The organism is Stieleria mannarensis (genome assembly GCF_014154935.1).
Lineage (GTDB): Bacteria > Planctomycetota > Planctomycetia > Pirellulales > Pirellulaceae > Stieleria > Stieleria mannarensis.
The window spans coordinates 1-15,304 of record NZ_JACEHH010000055.1 but is presented as its reverse complement, the minus strand read 5'-3'; the positions used below and the strand labels follow the sequence as shown (position 1 = coordinate 15,304).

Here is a 15,304-nt window from a genome sequence, read left to right as displayed (position 1 = left end):
GGGTTCCACGCTCTGGCGAGCGTAGCTACGTCGAAGTTGTGCAAGATCGCACCGACCGCTTAAGTGTTTTCGTCTTCGGCCGGTTCGTCGGGCAGTTTGCCACCGTTGTCTTTGGCGCGCTGCACGTCGGATTCTAAATCGCGGATGACGGTGGGGTTGATTTGCTTGCCCAACATCTCGCGGGTTTCCTTGAACATGATGTCCACCTTGCGACGCTGGTTGGGATTCCGGTTGCCGATCTCTTTCAAGAAATCTCCTTGCTTCTTTCCCATGTCGTCGGCCAGTTGCTCGTTGGTCGGTTGTTCGCGAAGTGCGGTGAGCAATTCTTCGGCCTCCTCCATCTGCCCTTTCTTCAACCTCATGCGAATCCGAGCGGCCAGCAGTTTGCGGATGGCGACCAGGTCGATGATGGCGTTTTGCACGCCGCGGATATACGCTTCGGCCTGCAACCGCATGTCGTCGCCGGTCAGGTCCGCGACCTCCTTGGGCGTCAGCCCCGGCACCATGGGCAATCGTGCCAACACCGCGCCGCCGTTTTTGACGTACAGCAAACGCAGCGGGTCCTCCGTCTTTTCGATCGCCAGTCGTCCGTTCCAGTCGGTCCGTCCGACGAAGGACATGGACTTGCTTTTGAGTTCGCGTTCGTAGAGTTCGTAGCCGATCAAGGGCAGGTCTTCGCGGCCTTTGACGTGCAGCCGCAGCATCGTTTCCTCACGAAGCGGTTTGAGCAGCATGGCCATTTTGAAGGTCCGTGAATTCTTTCGGCCTTGCAGACCACCGGCCATGCCGGAGTAGTAGTCCATGTTGACGTTGGGGCCTTCGCGTTCGGTCGCGATCAGATACGCCCACTCGATCCGCCCGATCGCGATCGGTTTGCCGTTGCGATCGTTCTTGCGGATCATCGGTTGCAGGGCGCTTCCCACGGGGACGTTGGCAGGGGATTCGGGATCCAGGATCAGGTTGCCGGCGCGGATCATCCCGGTTGCCGTTTTCTGGCCGGCATCGTCGATCCGCACCATCGGCGAAAACGCCCGGGTGACGGAGTGACCGACGACGTTGGGCAGGTCATAGGCCGACAGGAAGGGTGCCTGGACGACGGCGCCGAAGGATCGCATCAAGGTTTCCATTTCGATCGCCGCGACCGTGGACCCGTTGGCATCCTGCCGGATTCGGACGATGAACACTTTGTCGTAACGCTGGACGGTCGAGGCGACCAATCCGGTCACGGGCAAGGGGACGATCTTCGCCCCGGGTTTGGAAAACGTCGTCGCTTGCCCGCGGGTGACCAACAAGGCTTCGGTCGACGCATCGTTCCACAATTCCGCCAACGCGATCGCGTCGCCGTCGATCGGTTGCAACTTGGCCGAGGTGCCGCCCATGGTTGCATCGCCGTACTCGCTCGCGCGACGCAACACATTGGCCTGCATGCCTTTGGTGGTGGGCACGGCGCTGACGTATTGTGGCAAGCTGCGTACCGACTGAATGCGAATCGCGTCTTCGTGATCGCGTTTGACGGCGATCACCGGGTCCGACGCGGCAATCCGGTCGTACGACAAATCACCCATCGAACGAAACGCCGCGGTGGCCACCGACGCCGGCGCGTCCTCGATGGTGGTCCGCCAGAGTGCGTTGAAATCACGATCCAAGTAGTCCGCCAAAGGTTCGCGAAGCGTTTCGGCGGTAAACCGGGGGTCGCGTGATGCGACCCAGATCAACACGCGATAGGGCGAATAGTCCCAGGGCTCATCGGCTCGTCGATCCGGTTCGCGGGTTGCCGCGTCGGTTTCGGAATCGACCTCCGATGATGCCGCGGCCGGGGCGTCGGCGGTCTGTGCCGACAATGAAGGCGCCGCCGTCGAAAACAGCAACGCAACGACAGCAATGGCGAAGATGAACTTGGTCGGGATGATGGTGAGGCGTTTCAAAATTCCAATCTCCAATTCCCGGCATTCTGATAAAGCGACACGATGTTGCTGCCCATCCCAATAAGGTTGTTCCGGTACGCGAACGAATCGACCATTTGCCACAGCGGCAAGACCGGTAATTCGTGGTGCGAAATCGAATGCAAGACCAACAAACGGTCGCGAACTTCTTTCCAGTTTCGCGCTTCTTCCAGGCGACGCAAACCGAGCCCGATCAATTGATCTTCGCTGCGGGCCAATCCTCGCGGTCCGAGCAATCGACGCGCGTCAATGATGGGCTCCCAGATCGCACAGGAAACATACACCAAGTCCGCGGTATCGGGGTCCGGATAGGTGCGTCCGATCGGAAGCTCGACCAATTCGACATCCAGCCCGATCAATTCCCATTGGCTGCGGATCGCTTCACAGGCGACGCGTGAGAGGTTGTCGGCGGGGAACGCCAGTCGAACGGCGCGGAGTTTGGGTTCCGGCTCATCCTTTCGCTTCGCTTCGGCGGCCTTCAAATTTTTGCTCAACGCGACCAGCAACTGGGCCAGGCTGGGTTCGAACCGTCGCGGCAGGATCGACGTGTCATAGGCATAACCGAGCGGATCGTCCTGGCTGAGCCCGGCGGGGAACGGCCCCGAGAGGACTTGGCATCCCGGCGACGCATGGTTTTCCAACAATTCGCCATGAAGAATGTCTTCGCGGTTGATGCCATACAGCAGCGCCCGGCGGAAATTTTTGTCGGCGACGAACTGGTGGTCCGAACAGGGGACCAACATGTGGATCGTCGGCAACGGGTACTCGACGACTTTGACGTCCCGTCGCTCTTTCAATTTGATCGCATCGGCGGGGAACAGTTGGTCCAACACGTCGATCTCGCCGCTGAGCAGCTTGGAGACCGATTCGCTGCCGGTCGCACATCGGACCTCGACGATTTCGCGGGGTTTTCCGCTGTCGCCGCTGGCCCGCCGCGCGTCCTCGGTCAGCATGAAGCGTGTTTGGCCCTCGTCGACAACGTCGACGAAATAATCCCCGGTCGGTCCGCCTTTTTCGCCCCCGAACCAGCTGGCGTCGACGTTGATTTGAAGCAAGCAGGTCGGCAGCACGTGGGGACGGCGGAGGATACATTCGATGCGTTGCGGGCCATCGATTCCGATTCCCGTGACCGATGCCGCCCAGGGGGAAAAGTAGGTTTCTGATTCGGGCGTCGCGCGCAGTGCCAACTGATCGGCCAGGAAATCGACTTCGATTTGGTTCAGCGGATTGGGCAGTTTTGCGGTTTCCAGGGACAATTCCAACACCTGCCGGTCGGGTGTCGTTTCGGCCGATCCGAACAGGAAATCGTATTCACCGCCTTCGGGTGCGGCGCCTTGGATCTCGAACAGGTTGCGGTAGAGCAAGCGTCCGGCACGTCGGGCGGCCCAATTGTCCATCCGCACAGGATCGTAAACCCGCGCCGCTTGCAACACGCCGACCGAAACCAGCGGGTAGGCTTCGTCGATCTTTTGGACCAGCTCACGCCCGCCGTCGATGTCCGGTTTCAGGTACAGACTTTCGCGGGCCAGCTTGCGGGCCGAACGAAAGTCCTTTTGTTTGACCGCTTCGATCGCCTCGTTTCGTTTCTCGGTCGCCATCCGCAAAAATTCGCCTTCCCACTTCGCAATCGCCGGCAGGTCAAATCGCCCGTAGTCTTCTTTCAGCCGGGCCAGCAATTGCTGGGCGTTGTCCAAGTCCCCCGTGTCGACCAGAGACTGCATCACCGATCCGGTGGTCAAACTGATCGCTTTGATCACCTGGGCTTGGTTGTATTGGGGGTCGTAGCGATGCAGTTCCTCCAGCATCGCCAGGGATTCGGCGCGTTGGCTACCCGAGGCACGTTGGATCGCATTGCGCCACAGAAACTCCGCACGCAGGGTCTTCAGCCCCGGACGCCGCGGATAATCGCGGATCAAGATCGACAGGAACGGGTAGGCGCCGACGAAGTCCCCGCTGGCGATTCGCGATGCGGTTTCTCGCTCGAGTCGCTTTTCCCAGAAATCGATGCGCCGGATATCGGACCATTTGGCGACGAACTTGTCGTCTTCGATGCCCACGATTGAAAACTGCAACGAACCGCGAGGCGTGGTCGGCATGTTGCGGATGGGCAACAGCAGAACCTTCGCCCAGCCGCCCCCGGAGGCTTCGGTGAAGTAGATGATGTCGTGGGGTTCTTCCTGCAGCAGCCCCAATCCGGAATCCTCGGGTTCCCCGGATTCGGCATAGGTCAACAGTTGCGCCCACGCCGGGGCGTCACATGACACACCGACTAGGCAGATCAGGGCCAGCGCAAGAACGAACTTGGTTGGGTTGAATTGAAAAGGAAACATCATTGACCACTCACCCCACTGGGAATCTTGACGACGTAAACGACACCCTCTTCACCGGGCACCAGCAAACGATCTTGCAGGACCAGGGGAGTTGCCGAGAACGGTTCGCCGATCTCGGTCAGGCCGACCGGATCATCGGAGGTCGGGTCGATCACGACGATCCAGCCGGTATCGGAAACGATGATGATGTTGTCCTGGTGGACGACGGCATCGCCGACCGGCAAACCGCGCGGGACGGCGACGGCAAAGGTGGGCCGGCCGTCGGGCGTGATGCCGCGTAGGATTTGATCGTCGGTCAACACGACCGCCTGGTCGCCGGCGCTGACCGGTCCCCAGATGACCCGCCCGTCCATCTGGGTTTGGAACTTTTCTTTCAACGTCGCAAGATCACGTCCGATGACCACATCGGCGGCCGGTCCGCTGGTGGCGGCCACCAGCGTCATTCCCACGCCCGCGATGGTCCCCAAGGTCGGCGCGGGCAGCTTGGTTTCGGCCAGCGGCGTGGTCCGCTCACCGACACGCAAGCGATACAGCCCGCTGCGGCTGTCGGCGACGACGACTTGGCCCGGGTCATCGGGCAGCGCGACGGCGTTGGTCCAGCTGATCTTTTCGACGGGGCTGCTGATCGGCTGGAAGGGGTTGCCCATCTGCGACCCGGTTTGGAAATTCATCACGACGGCACGGCCGTTGTCGAGCGTCAGGAACAATCCGCCCCCGGCAACCAGACCGCGGCCGGACGGTTTGCCCGAGAGCACATTCAAACTGACCAACCGCAATTTTTCAGTCTTACGGGTCGGATCGTAGACCGCCACCTGTTGGCCGCCTTCCCCGCCGGCTTTGTTGAGCAACACGGCGCGTTGGTCGTCGACCTTCAACGGGTCCTCGAACCGCATGATCACGCCCACACTGCCCCGATTTTCGATCGGCGCCCGTGTCGCTCCGCTGCCCAGGGCGGACCGATCCAATTCGAACAGGGCCGCTTGGGTGGTCAATGCATGCACGCCCGCCTCGGCGCGGCGGAGCATGGCGACGGGGGCGCCGATATCGTTTCGCCACAATTCTTCGCCCGACTTGGGATCGACCGCGGAGACACGGATGCCGGAGGTCCCGCGGAGCTGACGGGCGTGCACGAGCGCGTCGCCGATCGCCAGCGGTTGTCCGACAAATCGGTCGCCTTCGTGTTTGAACCAATCCGGGACGACGCGACCACGATTGACTTGCAATTCGTAACGTCCGATTCGCGATCCGGTCGTCCACATCTGGCTGCGGCCGACGGCCATTTGCGTCAACGTCGGTGTGCCGTAGGAGGCGAGTTGATTGGCGACCACGGAAACCTTGTCGGTCTCGCTGGTCACTTCGACGTCGAACACCGAGATCTCGCCCAGATCGGTCAGCACGACCAGGCGACGCTGTTGGGCAACGATCGGCGAAACCACCACGTTACCGCTCATCCGCACCGGGTCCTGAACCTTTTTCACGTTCTTGCCCGATTGGTCGACCCCCAGGATGTGAACCAGGCAGTACTCGGGGCCTTTGTTTTCGACCACGAACAGGTGTTCCAACAGCGGCGTGGGCGGAACCGCGATCGTGCCCGCCTTGTGCCCCATGTAATAGCTTTGCAGGCTGTCGCCGTTGTTGCTATTGAGCACATACAGGTTGCTATGGTCGCCGGGGATGTAGGCGATCGAGGCGCGGTCGTCGACGCCCGGGCCGACTTCCAAGGACTGTGGAATCTGTTGCGCCCACTTGGCATCGCCGGTGGTCGCGTCCAGGGTGATCAAGCGTCCCGATTTGGTGGAAATGTAGATTTCGTTGTCGTTGACGACCGGTTGGTTGAACGGTTCGCCGATCTCGACACGCCAATCGATGTCTCCGCTGCGACCGTCGCAGCGCTCGACCGTCAGCTTGGCCGACCCGGTCAACAGCACGGCGGTGCCGCCGTCCAATCGGATCGGGCTGTGGGCCAGGGAGTTGCCCACATAACGACGCCACAGCAGCGTGCCGTCTTCGCCGTTGAAGGCCAACACGCTGCCTTTGGTGCGGATGAAGATCACTTCGTCACGCAAATCGGGAACGCGATCACCCGACCGTGCTGTCAACACGATCGGGCGGAGATCGGTTTCCGGTTCGGCTTCGATCCGCTGGGGCAGCGACGCGGTGGTTTCGACCAATTGCTGTTGAATTTCGCTGGCCTTGGCGATCAACGTGACCAGACGTTCGTTGTCGCCGAGCTCGGGAAAGGACTGCAGCAATTCATAACGCACGTCGTACGCCGCTTTGGTGTTCTTGTCTGCCAGCAGGGCGGTCATTTTTTCGACCGCAGCGTCCAGCTGTTCGTTGCGATTGATTTCACGCTCGACCCGACCTCGAGCCTCGTCGATCTCCTTCAGCCGCCCCGACAGCGTCGTCCGCATCGCGCCGGTCATGTACAGCGGGTTGTTGGTCAGTTCGATCTGCTCGTTCAGCTTGTCGAGCAACTGTCGCTTGGCGGTGGTTTCCGATTTTTCGTTGGCTTCGGCGACGATGTTTTCGGCGATCTTGACCAGCAGCGCGGCCAGATTACCACGTTCTTCGTTAAGCCCTTCTTCGTCTTCGATCGTGGGCAGTTTTTCTTGCGCCAGTTCGGTCGCATAGGTCGGATCGGACATCCCTTCGGCACGATACAGTTCGGTCATGATGACCCGCGTTCGCGCCAGGGAGCTGTGCTCATTGGAGTTGCCGAAGGAGTCAAGGAACTCCAAGTACTTCTCTTGGGCCGGGGTGTAGTTCTGGTTGTCATAAAGTTCGTGGGCGATCTTGATGCGATCATCGGCGTTGCCGCGTGCGAGGATCCAGTAGAGACCACCGCCGGAGAGCAGCAGGAAACCGATGATGCCCAGAAAGCCGTAGATTTTGAACGAATCCCATTGGTTTTCCTTGGGATCCGGCTTGGTGCGTCTGGCCCGCGGCCGCTCCCGCTGGGGGGTGTCGGAGTCCAAGTCGTCGACCGGGACGGCTTCCACGGGGACGGCTTCGACGGGCACGGCTTCGGCCTGGGCGAATTCATCGAACGCGTCGGCGGTCGCATCCACCGGAATAGCCTCGACGGCCTCGACTTCGACCGCATCGTCCTCGTCGATCGCCACCAAATCCTCTTCGACGATCTCGGCAGCGGCCATGGTGGAATCGTCGGCATATTCGCCGCTGCGTAGTTCGCCGATCAACTTGGTCGCCTGAAAACGGGTCAGTTGTCCGTTGTCGACCAACAACTTTGCCACGGCTTCGGGCGTCACCCGCGCGCCGCCCTGGTCGAGTTGTTCGCGAAGAGCCTCGATGATCTCCTGGTCCAACAGACCGCGTCGCTCCAGTTGATCGATCAGTTCGTTAGCAAGCATCGTGTTCAAGAAAGTGGTGGTGAGAAGTGATTTTTTGATCGTCCCGCGGTGCCGCCGCCGAGCGTCACGCAACGCGTCAAGAAATTCGGCAGGGGATCAAGTGCGGAACGCGCCAGGCGTCGTGTTGTCGGGTGTCGGTTCTTTGCCGTCTCGATCGGGTCGGGGCTAGTCAAACTCCTCGACCTGCGTGACCTGTGTTTCGGTGAACCCGGCGATGGTTCCGGCGTCCATCGCGTCGACCAAGTATTGCAGCTTGCAGAGCTCGTGGACTTTGATCACCAGTCGCGCCGGGTTGCCGGATTCGTTGGCACGTTTAAGGGTGGTGATCAGGTTTTGCTTGCCGGGTGTTTCTTCTTGCCAATCGGTCGCCAGGACCAGGAAGGCCCCGAATTCGTCGACTTGGACCTCGACCATTTCCAGGTCTTCCTCTTCCTCCTCGACGACGGTCGTGCTCGGGGCATCGGTTTGTTGCCGCGGCATTTCGATCGATTTTTGCAGGCTGAACGCCGCAGTGACCATGAAGAAGATCAACAGCAGGAAGGTGACGTCGACCATCGGCGTCATGTCGAGCTCTTCTTCCTCGCGTTTCGATTTTTGGAAAATCGGCTCGTCATCATCGTCGTCCTCGGGCACGGCACCGGATGGCGGAGGACTGCTGGGAAACGCCGGCGGGGCAGTGCCAGCCGGCGGGGCAGTGCCAGCCGGCGGGGCAGTGCCAGCCGGCGGACCTGCGACGGGGGCCGCCGCGGCGGGTTCGGCCGTGGGGGCATTGGCCGTCTCGGTGTCCGCAGCCGCGGATTCGACCGGCACGTCGCTGGGCAGCGGCGGCGGAGCCGCGCTCTCGTCCCACTCGGGGACATGCACCGCGGTGTCGCACTGGGGGCAGCGGACACGACGACCGGCCAACGAATCGTTGACCTTGTTGCTCGCGCCACACTGGGGACAGGTAACTGGGATCGACATGCGTTAGGAAAAGCGGAAGAGTGGTGTGTCTAAATGTATTCGGAATCGGTTTCAGTCAGTTGGTAGCGGTCAAATCCGGCGATCGTCGCCGCATCCACCGCATCGACCAAGGCCTGCAAACGGGCGGCGGATTCGATTTCGATCCACAATCCCATCGGTTCGGATTTCCCCCCCTTGGCCGCGGCCAGTTGGGTCACCAATTCCTGCTTGCCGACAATTTCCGTTTGGCCGTCGGTTGTCATCAACAAAAAACAGCCGTGGCGGTCGACCTGCAATCGGATCGGATCACGTTGCTCGGCAACGAGGTCGCCGCTGGCTTGATCGCTCTGGGGATTCGGCGTTTCGATCGCACGCTGCAATGAAAAAGACGCGGTGACCATGAAAAAGATCAGGACTAAAAAAGTGACGTCGATCATCGGCGTCAGGTCGAGTTCTTGTTCTTTGCGGCGCGTCATAACTCTTTGACCGCGATGTAGGTGGAATTGATATCCTCGAACGCATCGCCGATGATTTTCTGCACCCGGGTGACTTCGCCGACCGCGATTTCTCCGTCGCCCATGATCATCACGTGGTTTTTTTCTTCCCCGCGGGTCGTTTTCAGTTCCTCGGTGATGTATTCGATCAGCTCGGTGGTTTGCGTTTCCTCATCGGTGCTGAATTCGGTGCCGTCGATTCGTTTCAGAACGACTTTGTCTTTGCCGGCCGGCTCGATGAAGACGACCGCGGATTCTTTAGCGCTGACGGCGATTCCGTTTTGTGCCTCGGGGATCTTTCCCATTTGGGTCGGATCCATTTTGGAGCAGACGACGAAAAAGATCAGCAACAGAAAGGTGATGTCGATCATGGGGGTGATATCCATTTCGTCATCGTCTCGCTTGCTGCGAGGCATTTGGAAATCATCTTCTTCCTCCAGAACGTCGTCTTCGATCACGCTGCTCATGATGAATTAGCGTCCCCCGCTGCGGGCGAGCCCGGCTTTGAAGGCGTCCATGAATCGGCTGAGCCCCGAGCCGACCAGATCTTCCATTTTGGCAATCTTGATGTTGACGTTGGCGACCAAGATCATCAGCGGAATGGCGATCGCCAGCCCGCTGGCGGTGGTGACCAGGGCGACGCGGATGTCACCGGCCAGCTTGCTCGGTTCGACCGATTCGGCGGTGGCCAGGGTTTGGAACGCCCCCATCATTCCGAAGACGGTGCCGAACAACCCGATCATCGGGGCGGCCTTGATGACGGTACTGACCCAGCTGAGCCGGTAATCCAAGTCGCTCATCACGTCGCGTTGGAAGCGATCCATCATGAACTTGCGGGCCCGGTTGTAGCCCAGGTTGCGGTGGCTGACGGTCAGTTCGATGATCTGGGGCAGTGCCCGCGCGTCGCCGTCGCAGTAGTCGATCGTGCCTTCGAAATCACCGGACTGGATCATCTGTTCGATGTCATCCAAGAACTGGTCCTGTTCGTCTTCGGACTTGAACCGTTTTTGCCCGACGCGATTCCAGACGACGACGATGCAGTACAACCCCCAAAGTGCCACCGCCGCGAGTGCCAGATAGGTCGCATCGGCGATCATGTTGAAAAGCGAGTACGCAAGGAGCATTGACATTCGTGTCTTTCCCGTTGATGGATAAGTTGAGGGTGTTGGGTTGAAAAGCGCGAGCGCTGGTACCTAGTAGCCGTTCCGATAGCGCTGGCTGACGATGCTGAAGGTGTATCCGCTGCCGTTGGCGGTGCTTTCGAACACGGTTTTGGCGATCGAATGCGGAAATTTCTTCCCCTTGCCTTCGGCGTATTCCTTTTCCATGTTGGCGAGCCGGTTTTCAAGATCTTTGGGGACAAACCGGATCACATTTCGGCCGTCGATTCGAATCCCGGCCTCGGTGAGCAGCTGACGGTCGAATTGCAGCAGGGGGTTGGACAGTTTCCAGGAAAAGTACAGTCGTTCTTCCGTCTTGGGTTGGGTGTTGACGCGTTTGGTCGGCGACCCGGACAGATTGTTGGCCATTTCGATCACGTTGGGGCCGCCGCCGCCGAACGCGGCCAATTCGATGTTGTAGAAATCCAGCTGTTTGGCGTAGTCCTTTTTGCCTTTGGCGTTGAACGTCAACTCCCAGCGTTCCCAGCGACCGATGATGTCATCCCCCTCGCCCATGGGGCCCGGCGGCCGACTGTCGCCCTGGCCGGTGCCTTGGGTCGAGGCGGTGGCGTTGGTGTCGGCGGTCGTCAGCGAGGCGGCCACGCTGCTGACCGCGTCGGTGACCGCTTCGATCGTGTCGGCCAGGGTCGGTTCCATCAGGTCCTCGACCTCTTCGGCCCCCGGAGGCTCGAAATCGCGTTCAAATCCCTCGGGGTTCTCTCCCCGGCCCGGAGGGTTTTCGATGATCGGTGCAAGCGCGATCGGTTTAGGCTCACCGCTGAGCAGCCAGACGACGAACATCATGAACACAAAGGCGCCCAGAAACAGGATCAGCGCCAGGAACAGCGACGTCACCGAGTCGAAGCGGCTGAGTTTCAGTTTTTCGCGTTCGTGTTCGCGTTCCTGCCGCGCCGCTTCCAGTTGATCCGTTCTTTTTTCTTGATCAATGATCGATGACATCTTTAGATACCTCCGCCCATGCCGGCGTGGCCGGAATCCTTGATTCGTGTTTCGACCCGAAACGTTCGCTGGGCTGACGACCGTTTAGTGTGATCGGAAAACCCATCGGCCGCGAGTGCAGGCAGATAATTGGTCTGAAAAGTTGGCGAAGGGATCACCGAGGTGACGAAACCGCCGTTTGGGAAGATAATTCGAGCTATCATACGGTGTCGCAAGCATCTGCCAAACGTCGCTGCCGAAATCAAAGATGTCTCTATCGAAGGTGAACCAATTGACGAACCATGGCATCATAGCCTAGGATCCCCACAGATCGAATGAATCTTCCAGCTGGTCAGGTAGCTCAGTTGGTAGAGCACGGCCCTGAAAAGGCCGGTGTCGCCGGTTCGAGCCCGGCCCTGACCACTTCTCTTGGACGCGTCCGCAGCCTCGACTTTGCAGCCTCGACTTCGCGGCCTCGGCCCAGCCGGACGCGTCTCGCCGCAGCAATTGCCACACGCGGTGCCGCCCGTCCCGGCCATCGCCCCATTCGCGGCCCCCTGCGGCGGCGGCTGAATCATCGTCTGTCGCACCGGACCTCCATCGGTGGCTCTCCATTGGCGGCCAATGACTGACAGCCAATGACTGACAGCCAATGGTCGTCCGCATCAAGGGGCGACGGTTGACGGACCGGGCGAACAAAAGTTTTCGCAGATTTTCGTCCGCGGGTTTTCGTCCACGAATTTCAGGGCCGGCAACGTTCCCTTGCGCCAGAATTCTCGGCTGCCGTCGCCAAAAATTGACATTGCCGGGTAAACTGACCGCTCGCCTGTCCGCCTGTCCCGATCCAAAGACTGGAAAGACGTGGAAAATTCATCCGAAAATCAACCGGCATCAAATCACGGCAGCAACGAACAGCACCACGGCAGCAACGAACAGTGGGGGACTCGAATCGGCGTGATCTTGGCGGTCGCCGGTTCCGCGGTCGGCCTGGGGAATTTTCTGAGGTTCCCCGGTCAAGCGGCCCAGAACGGTGGCGGGGCGTTCTTGTTACCGTACTTCATCTCGCTGCTGGTGCTGGGCATCCCGTTGTGCTGGGCCGAATGGACGATGGGGCGGTACGGCGGCCACCACGGATTCAATTCCTCGCCGGGCATCTTTAGCGTCGTCTGTCGCAGTGCCAAGGCGCGGTATTTGGCGGTTCCGGCCTTGCTGATCCCGCTGGTGATTTACATGTACTACGTCGTCATCGAGGCCTGGTGTCTGGCGTATGCGTTTTCGTACCTCAACGGATCGCTGATGCTCGGCGAAGACGCGGCGGCGTACAAATCGTTTTTCGGCAGTTTCGTCGGCAGCGGCGAGGGGCAGAACGGGGCGGCGTTCCGCGGCGAGTCGTCGTTGCTGTACTTCGTCATCGTCACCTTCGTCATCAACTTCATTTTTATCTACCGCGGTGTCGCCAAAGGGATCGAGACGTTCTGTCGCTATGCCATCCCGATGATGGTCGTGTGTGCCCTGTGTGTTCTGGTCCGGGTGTTGACCTTGCCCGCCGATCAGGTGAACTCTGGATTGGGATTCATGTGGAATCCCGATTTTTCGGCACTGTTGGATTCCAAGACCTGGCTGGCCGCATCGGGCCAGATTTTCTTTTCCCTGTCGGTCGGGTTCGGCGTCATCGTCAACTACGCCAGCTACCTGAAAAAGAAGGACGACGTGGTGCTGAGCGGATTGACCGCGTGCAGCATGAATGAGTTTTTCGAAGTCTGCCTGGGCGGGCTGATCACGCTGCCGGCGGCATTCATCTTTCTCGGCGCAACGGTCGGCCAGCAGGGCACGTTCGGACTGGGGTTCACGGCGCTGCCGAACGTGTTCGCGCAGATGCCCGCCGGTCAATTCTTCGGGTTCCTGTGGTTCTTTATGTTGTTCTTGGCGGCGATCACCAGCAGCCTGTCGATGCTGCAACCGGTGATCGCGTTCTTCGAGGAAGGCTTTGGGATGCAGCGTGGCGCGTCGGTGTCGCTGCTGGGAATCATCTCGCTCTCGGGCAGCGGTTTCGTGATGTACTTTTCGGCGGGCCTGAAAGCGCTCGACACGTTTGATTTCTGGGTCGGCACGTTCTTGATCTTCGTGCTGGCGATGGTCCAGGCGGTGATGTACGGCTGGGTGTTTGGGATCGAACGTGGGGCGGAAGAGTCCAACCATGGATCACACCTGAAAATACCCACCGCCGTGCAATACATGCTCAAGTACGTCGTCCCGGTCTACCTGGGTGCGATCTTCATCGCGTTCGCTTGGGAAAACGTGTTGGACAAAACTGACCCGGAAACGGGCACCGTCACGCAGGGATACCTGTCAAAGATCGCCGGCGACGAAGTCATCTTGATGTCGCTGCTGTTCATCGGAGGCACAATCGCGTTCTTGGCGGTGATGGTGCACGTGGCCGGACTCCGCTGGCGACAGCAAGGCCGATTCGACAATTTGAATTGAGCTGGGGGCTGGGGGCTGGGGGCTGGGAGCTGGGGAAGTAGAGACAAGAAAATGGGTGACAAGAAAAAATCGCACGGTTCTGAAACCTGAAACCTGAAACCTGAAACCTGAAACCTGAAACCTGAAACCTGAAACCTGAAACCTGAAACCTGAAACCTGAAACCTGAAACCTGGACTTTGAATTTAATGAATGCTTATGGTTGGATCGTGATGACGGCCTCGGTCGGCTCGGTGGTAACCTTGTTGACGTATTGCCTGTACCGCGTGTTGACCCTTCCGCCGGTTCCGGATGACGATCCGGAATGATGGATCGGGTTTGTGTGATCAACGTGGTCGGATTGACCGCTCGGCTGCTGGCCGACGCGCCGGCCCTTCGTTCGCTCGCCGGCAATCCGCCGCCAGATGCGCTCGCCGGTGGCGGCAAGAACTTCATGCCCTGGACCAGCCCGCTGCCGGCGGTCACGTGCACGTCTCAGGCGACGATGCTGACCGGTTTGGCGCCGCGCGATCACGGCGTGGTCGGCAACGGTTGGTACTATCGCGAGACGCAGGAGATTCGGTTCTGGCAACAAGCCCGCTCGCTGGTCCAGGGGCCGGCGTTCTATGACGACTTTGAAACCGCAAAGATGTTTTGGTGGTTCAATCAGTCGTCGACGGCGCGGTACAGCTGCACGCCCAAGCCGCATTACGGATGCGACGGCAGCAAGGTCTTTGACGTCCTGGACCACACCGAGTGTGACTTGACCGCGCGGCACGGCCCGTTTCCCTTTTTCACGTTCTGGGGCCCCGGCGCCGGGCTGCCGTGCAGCCGCTGGATCGCCGAAGCGACGGCGACGGTGATGCGCGAAAAGCAGCCGCAGATCACGCTCGCCTATCTGCCGCATCTGGATTACGACTTCCAACGGTTCCCCGACCACGACCCGGCTCGTGTCGCCGAGGTCGACCAGTGCGTGCAAACCATTTTGACGGCCGCCGATGAGATCAACGCACAGGTGGTGATTGTTTCCGAATATGGATTGGTTCCCGCCGACCGCCCGATTCACATCAACCGGATCCTTCGCCAAGCCGGCTGGTTGTCAGTGCGGAACGGGCCGTTCGGCGAAGTGCTGATGCCGGGGGAATCGAAAGCGTTTGCGGTCGCCGACCATCAATTGGCGCACGTCTACGTCAACAATCCGGGGTTCGTCGCGGCGGTGCGAAAGGAGTTGGAAGCGGTCCCGGGGATCGGCGGAGTGTTCGAACCCGGCGAACTTGAACTGGATCATCCACGCAGCGGCGAACTGATCGCGCTGGCCGACAACGATGCCTGGTTCACGTATTACTACTGGAACGACGACGCGCTCGCGCCCGACTTTGCCCGCACGGTGGATATCCATCGCAAGCCGGGCTACGACCCGTGCGAGTTGTTCATGACCAGCAAGGTTCGGATGGCCGGGCGGTTGCTGCAAAAGAAACTCGGCATGCGCTACAAGATGGACGTGATTCCGCTGGATCCGACGCTGGTCCGCGGCAGCCACGGATTGCACCCCGACCCGATCGACGGCCCGATCATCATCGGCCCCTCGGACACTCATCCATTGCCGGCCGACATGCGGGGCTTCGCCGGCTACATCCGCGCGCTGCTGGGCGGCGGTTGAT

At 60.1% G+C, this 15,304-nt stretch carries 10 protein-coding genes and 1 tRNA gene; 3 read left to right on the top strand and 8 right to left on the bottom strand.

The annotated features are described in order from the left end of the window. Positions 1-59 precede the first annotated feature (59 nt). From H1B37_RS27245 to H1B37_RS27210, 8 genes are all read right to left on the bottom strand, one after another. Positions 60-1,925 (bottom strand): hypothetical protein, encoded by a 1,866-nt coding sequence (locus H1B37_RS27245; RefSeq protein ID WP_286178248.1) that lies wholly within the window; start codon positions 1,923-1,925, stop codon positions 60-62. After that, positions 1,922-4,276, bottom strand: a complete 2,355-nt coding sequence (locus tag H1B37_RS27240) for an ABC transporter substrate-binding protein (protein WP_182870440.1) — start codon at positions 4,274-4,276, stop codon at positions 1,922-1,924. Before H1B37_RS27240 ends, H1B37_RS27245 begins: the two co-directional genes overlap by 4 nt. After that, the gene (locus H1B37_RS27235; RefSeq protein ID WP_182870439.1) at positions 4,273-7,647 is read right to left on the bottom strand and encodes an outer membrane protein assembly factor BamB family protein; all 3,375 of its coding nucleotides are present in this window, start codon (positions 7,645-7,647) and stop codon (positions 4,273-4,275) included. The genes H1B37_RS27240 and H1B37_RS27235 overlap by 4 nt, the downstream gene beginning before the upstream one ends. 165 nt (positions 7,648-7,812) lie before the next feature. Beyond that, positions 7,813-8,610, bottom strand: a complete 798-nt coding sequence (locus tag H1B37_RS27230; protein ID WP_182870438.1) for a biopolymer transporter ExbD — start codon at positions 8,608-8,610, stop codon at positions 7,813-7,815. Positions 8,611-8,639: 29 nt separating this feature from the next. Next, positions 8,640-9,065, bottom strand: a complete 426-nt coding sequence (locus H1B37_RS27225) for an ExbD/TolR family protein (RefSeq protein WP_182870437.1) — start codon at positions 9,063-9,065, stop codon at positions 8,640-8,642. Continuing rightward, positions 9,062-9,550: an ExbD/TolR family protein gene (locus tag H1B37_RS27220; RefSeq protein ID WP_182870436.1), complete on the bottom strand. Its 489-nt coding sequence runs from the start codon at positions 9,548-9,550 to the stop codon at positions 9,062-9,064. Before H1B37_RS27220 ends, H1B37_RS27225 begins: the two co-directional genes overlap by 4 nt. Before the next feature lie 6 nt (positions 9,551-9,556). After that, complete coding sequence (locus H1B37_RS27215) at positions 9,557-10,207, bottom strand: MotA/TolQ/ExbB proton channel family protein (protein WP_182870465.1); 651 nt, start codon at positions 10,205-10,207, stop codon at positions 9,557-9,559. A 69-nt stretch (positions 10,208-10,276) separates the two neighbouring features. Continuing rightward, positions 10,277-11,203, bottom strand: coding sequence for a hypothetical protein (locus H1B37_RS27210; protein WP_182870435.1), 927 nt, complete (start codon positions 11,201-11,203; stop codon positions 10,277-10,279). Positions 11,204-11,532: 329 nt separating this feature from the next. On the opposite strand from H1B37_RS27210, the gene H1B37_RS27205 reads away from it, so the two are divergent. From H1B37_RS27205 to H1B37_RS27195, 3 genes are all read left to right on the top strand, one after another. Then, positions 11,533-11,605 (top strand) — tRNA-Phe (locus H1B37_RS27205). Positions 11,606-12,043: 438 nt separating this feature from the next. After that, positions 12,044-13,666 (top strand): sodium-dependent transporter, encoded by a 1,623-nt coding sequence (locus H1B37_RS27200; RefSeq protein WP_182870434.1) that lies wholly within the window; start codon positions 12,044-12,046, stop codon positions 13,664-13,666. A 302-nt stretch (positions 13,667-13,968) separates the two neighbouring features. Then, positions 13,969-15,303: an alkaline phosphatase family protein gene (locus H1B37_RS27195; protein WP_286178246.1), complete on the top strand. Its 1,335-nt coding sequence runs from the start codon at positions 13,969-13,971 to the stop codon at positions 15,301-15,303. The last annotated feature ends 1 nt before the right edge of the window (position 15,304 follow it).

Excerpts from the sequence above, each read along its gene's own strand:
- H1B37_RS27225 (WP_182870437.1), bottom strand. The coding sequence starts at position 9,065 with ATGACGCGCCGCAAAGAACAAGAACTCGACCTGACGCCGATGATCGAC.
- H1B37_RS27210 (WP_182870435.1), bottom strand. The coding sequence starts at position 11,203 with ATGTCATCGATCATTGATCAAGAAAAAAGAACGGATCAACTGGAAGCG.
- H1B37_RS27195 (WP_286178246.1), top strand. The coding sequence starts at position 13,969 with ATGATGGATCGGGTTTGTGTGATCAACGTGGTCGGATTGACCGCTCGG.
- H1B37_RS27215 (WP_182870465.1), bottom strand. The coding sequence starts at position 10,207 with ATGCTCCTTGCGTACTCGCTTTTCAACATGATCGCCGATGCGACCTAT.
- H1B37_RS27220 (WP_182870436.1), bottom strand. The coding sequence starts at position 9,550 with ATGAGCAGCGTGATCGAAGACGACGTTCTGGAGGAAGAAGATGATTTC.
- H1B37_RS27235 (WP_182870439.1), bottom strand. The coding sequence starts at position 7,647 with ATGCTTGCTAACGAACTGATCGATCAACTGGAGCGACGCGGTCTGTTG.
- H1B37_RS27230 (WP_182870438.1), bottom strand. The coding sequence starts at position 8,610 with ATGTCGATCCCAGTTACCTGTCCCCAGTGTGGCGCGAGCAACAAGGTC.
- H1B37_RS27240 (WP_182870440.1), bottom strand. The coding sequence starts at position 4,276 with ATGATGTTTCCTTTTCAATTCAACCCAACCAAGTTCGTTCTTGCGCTG.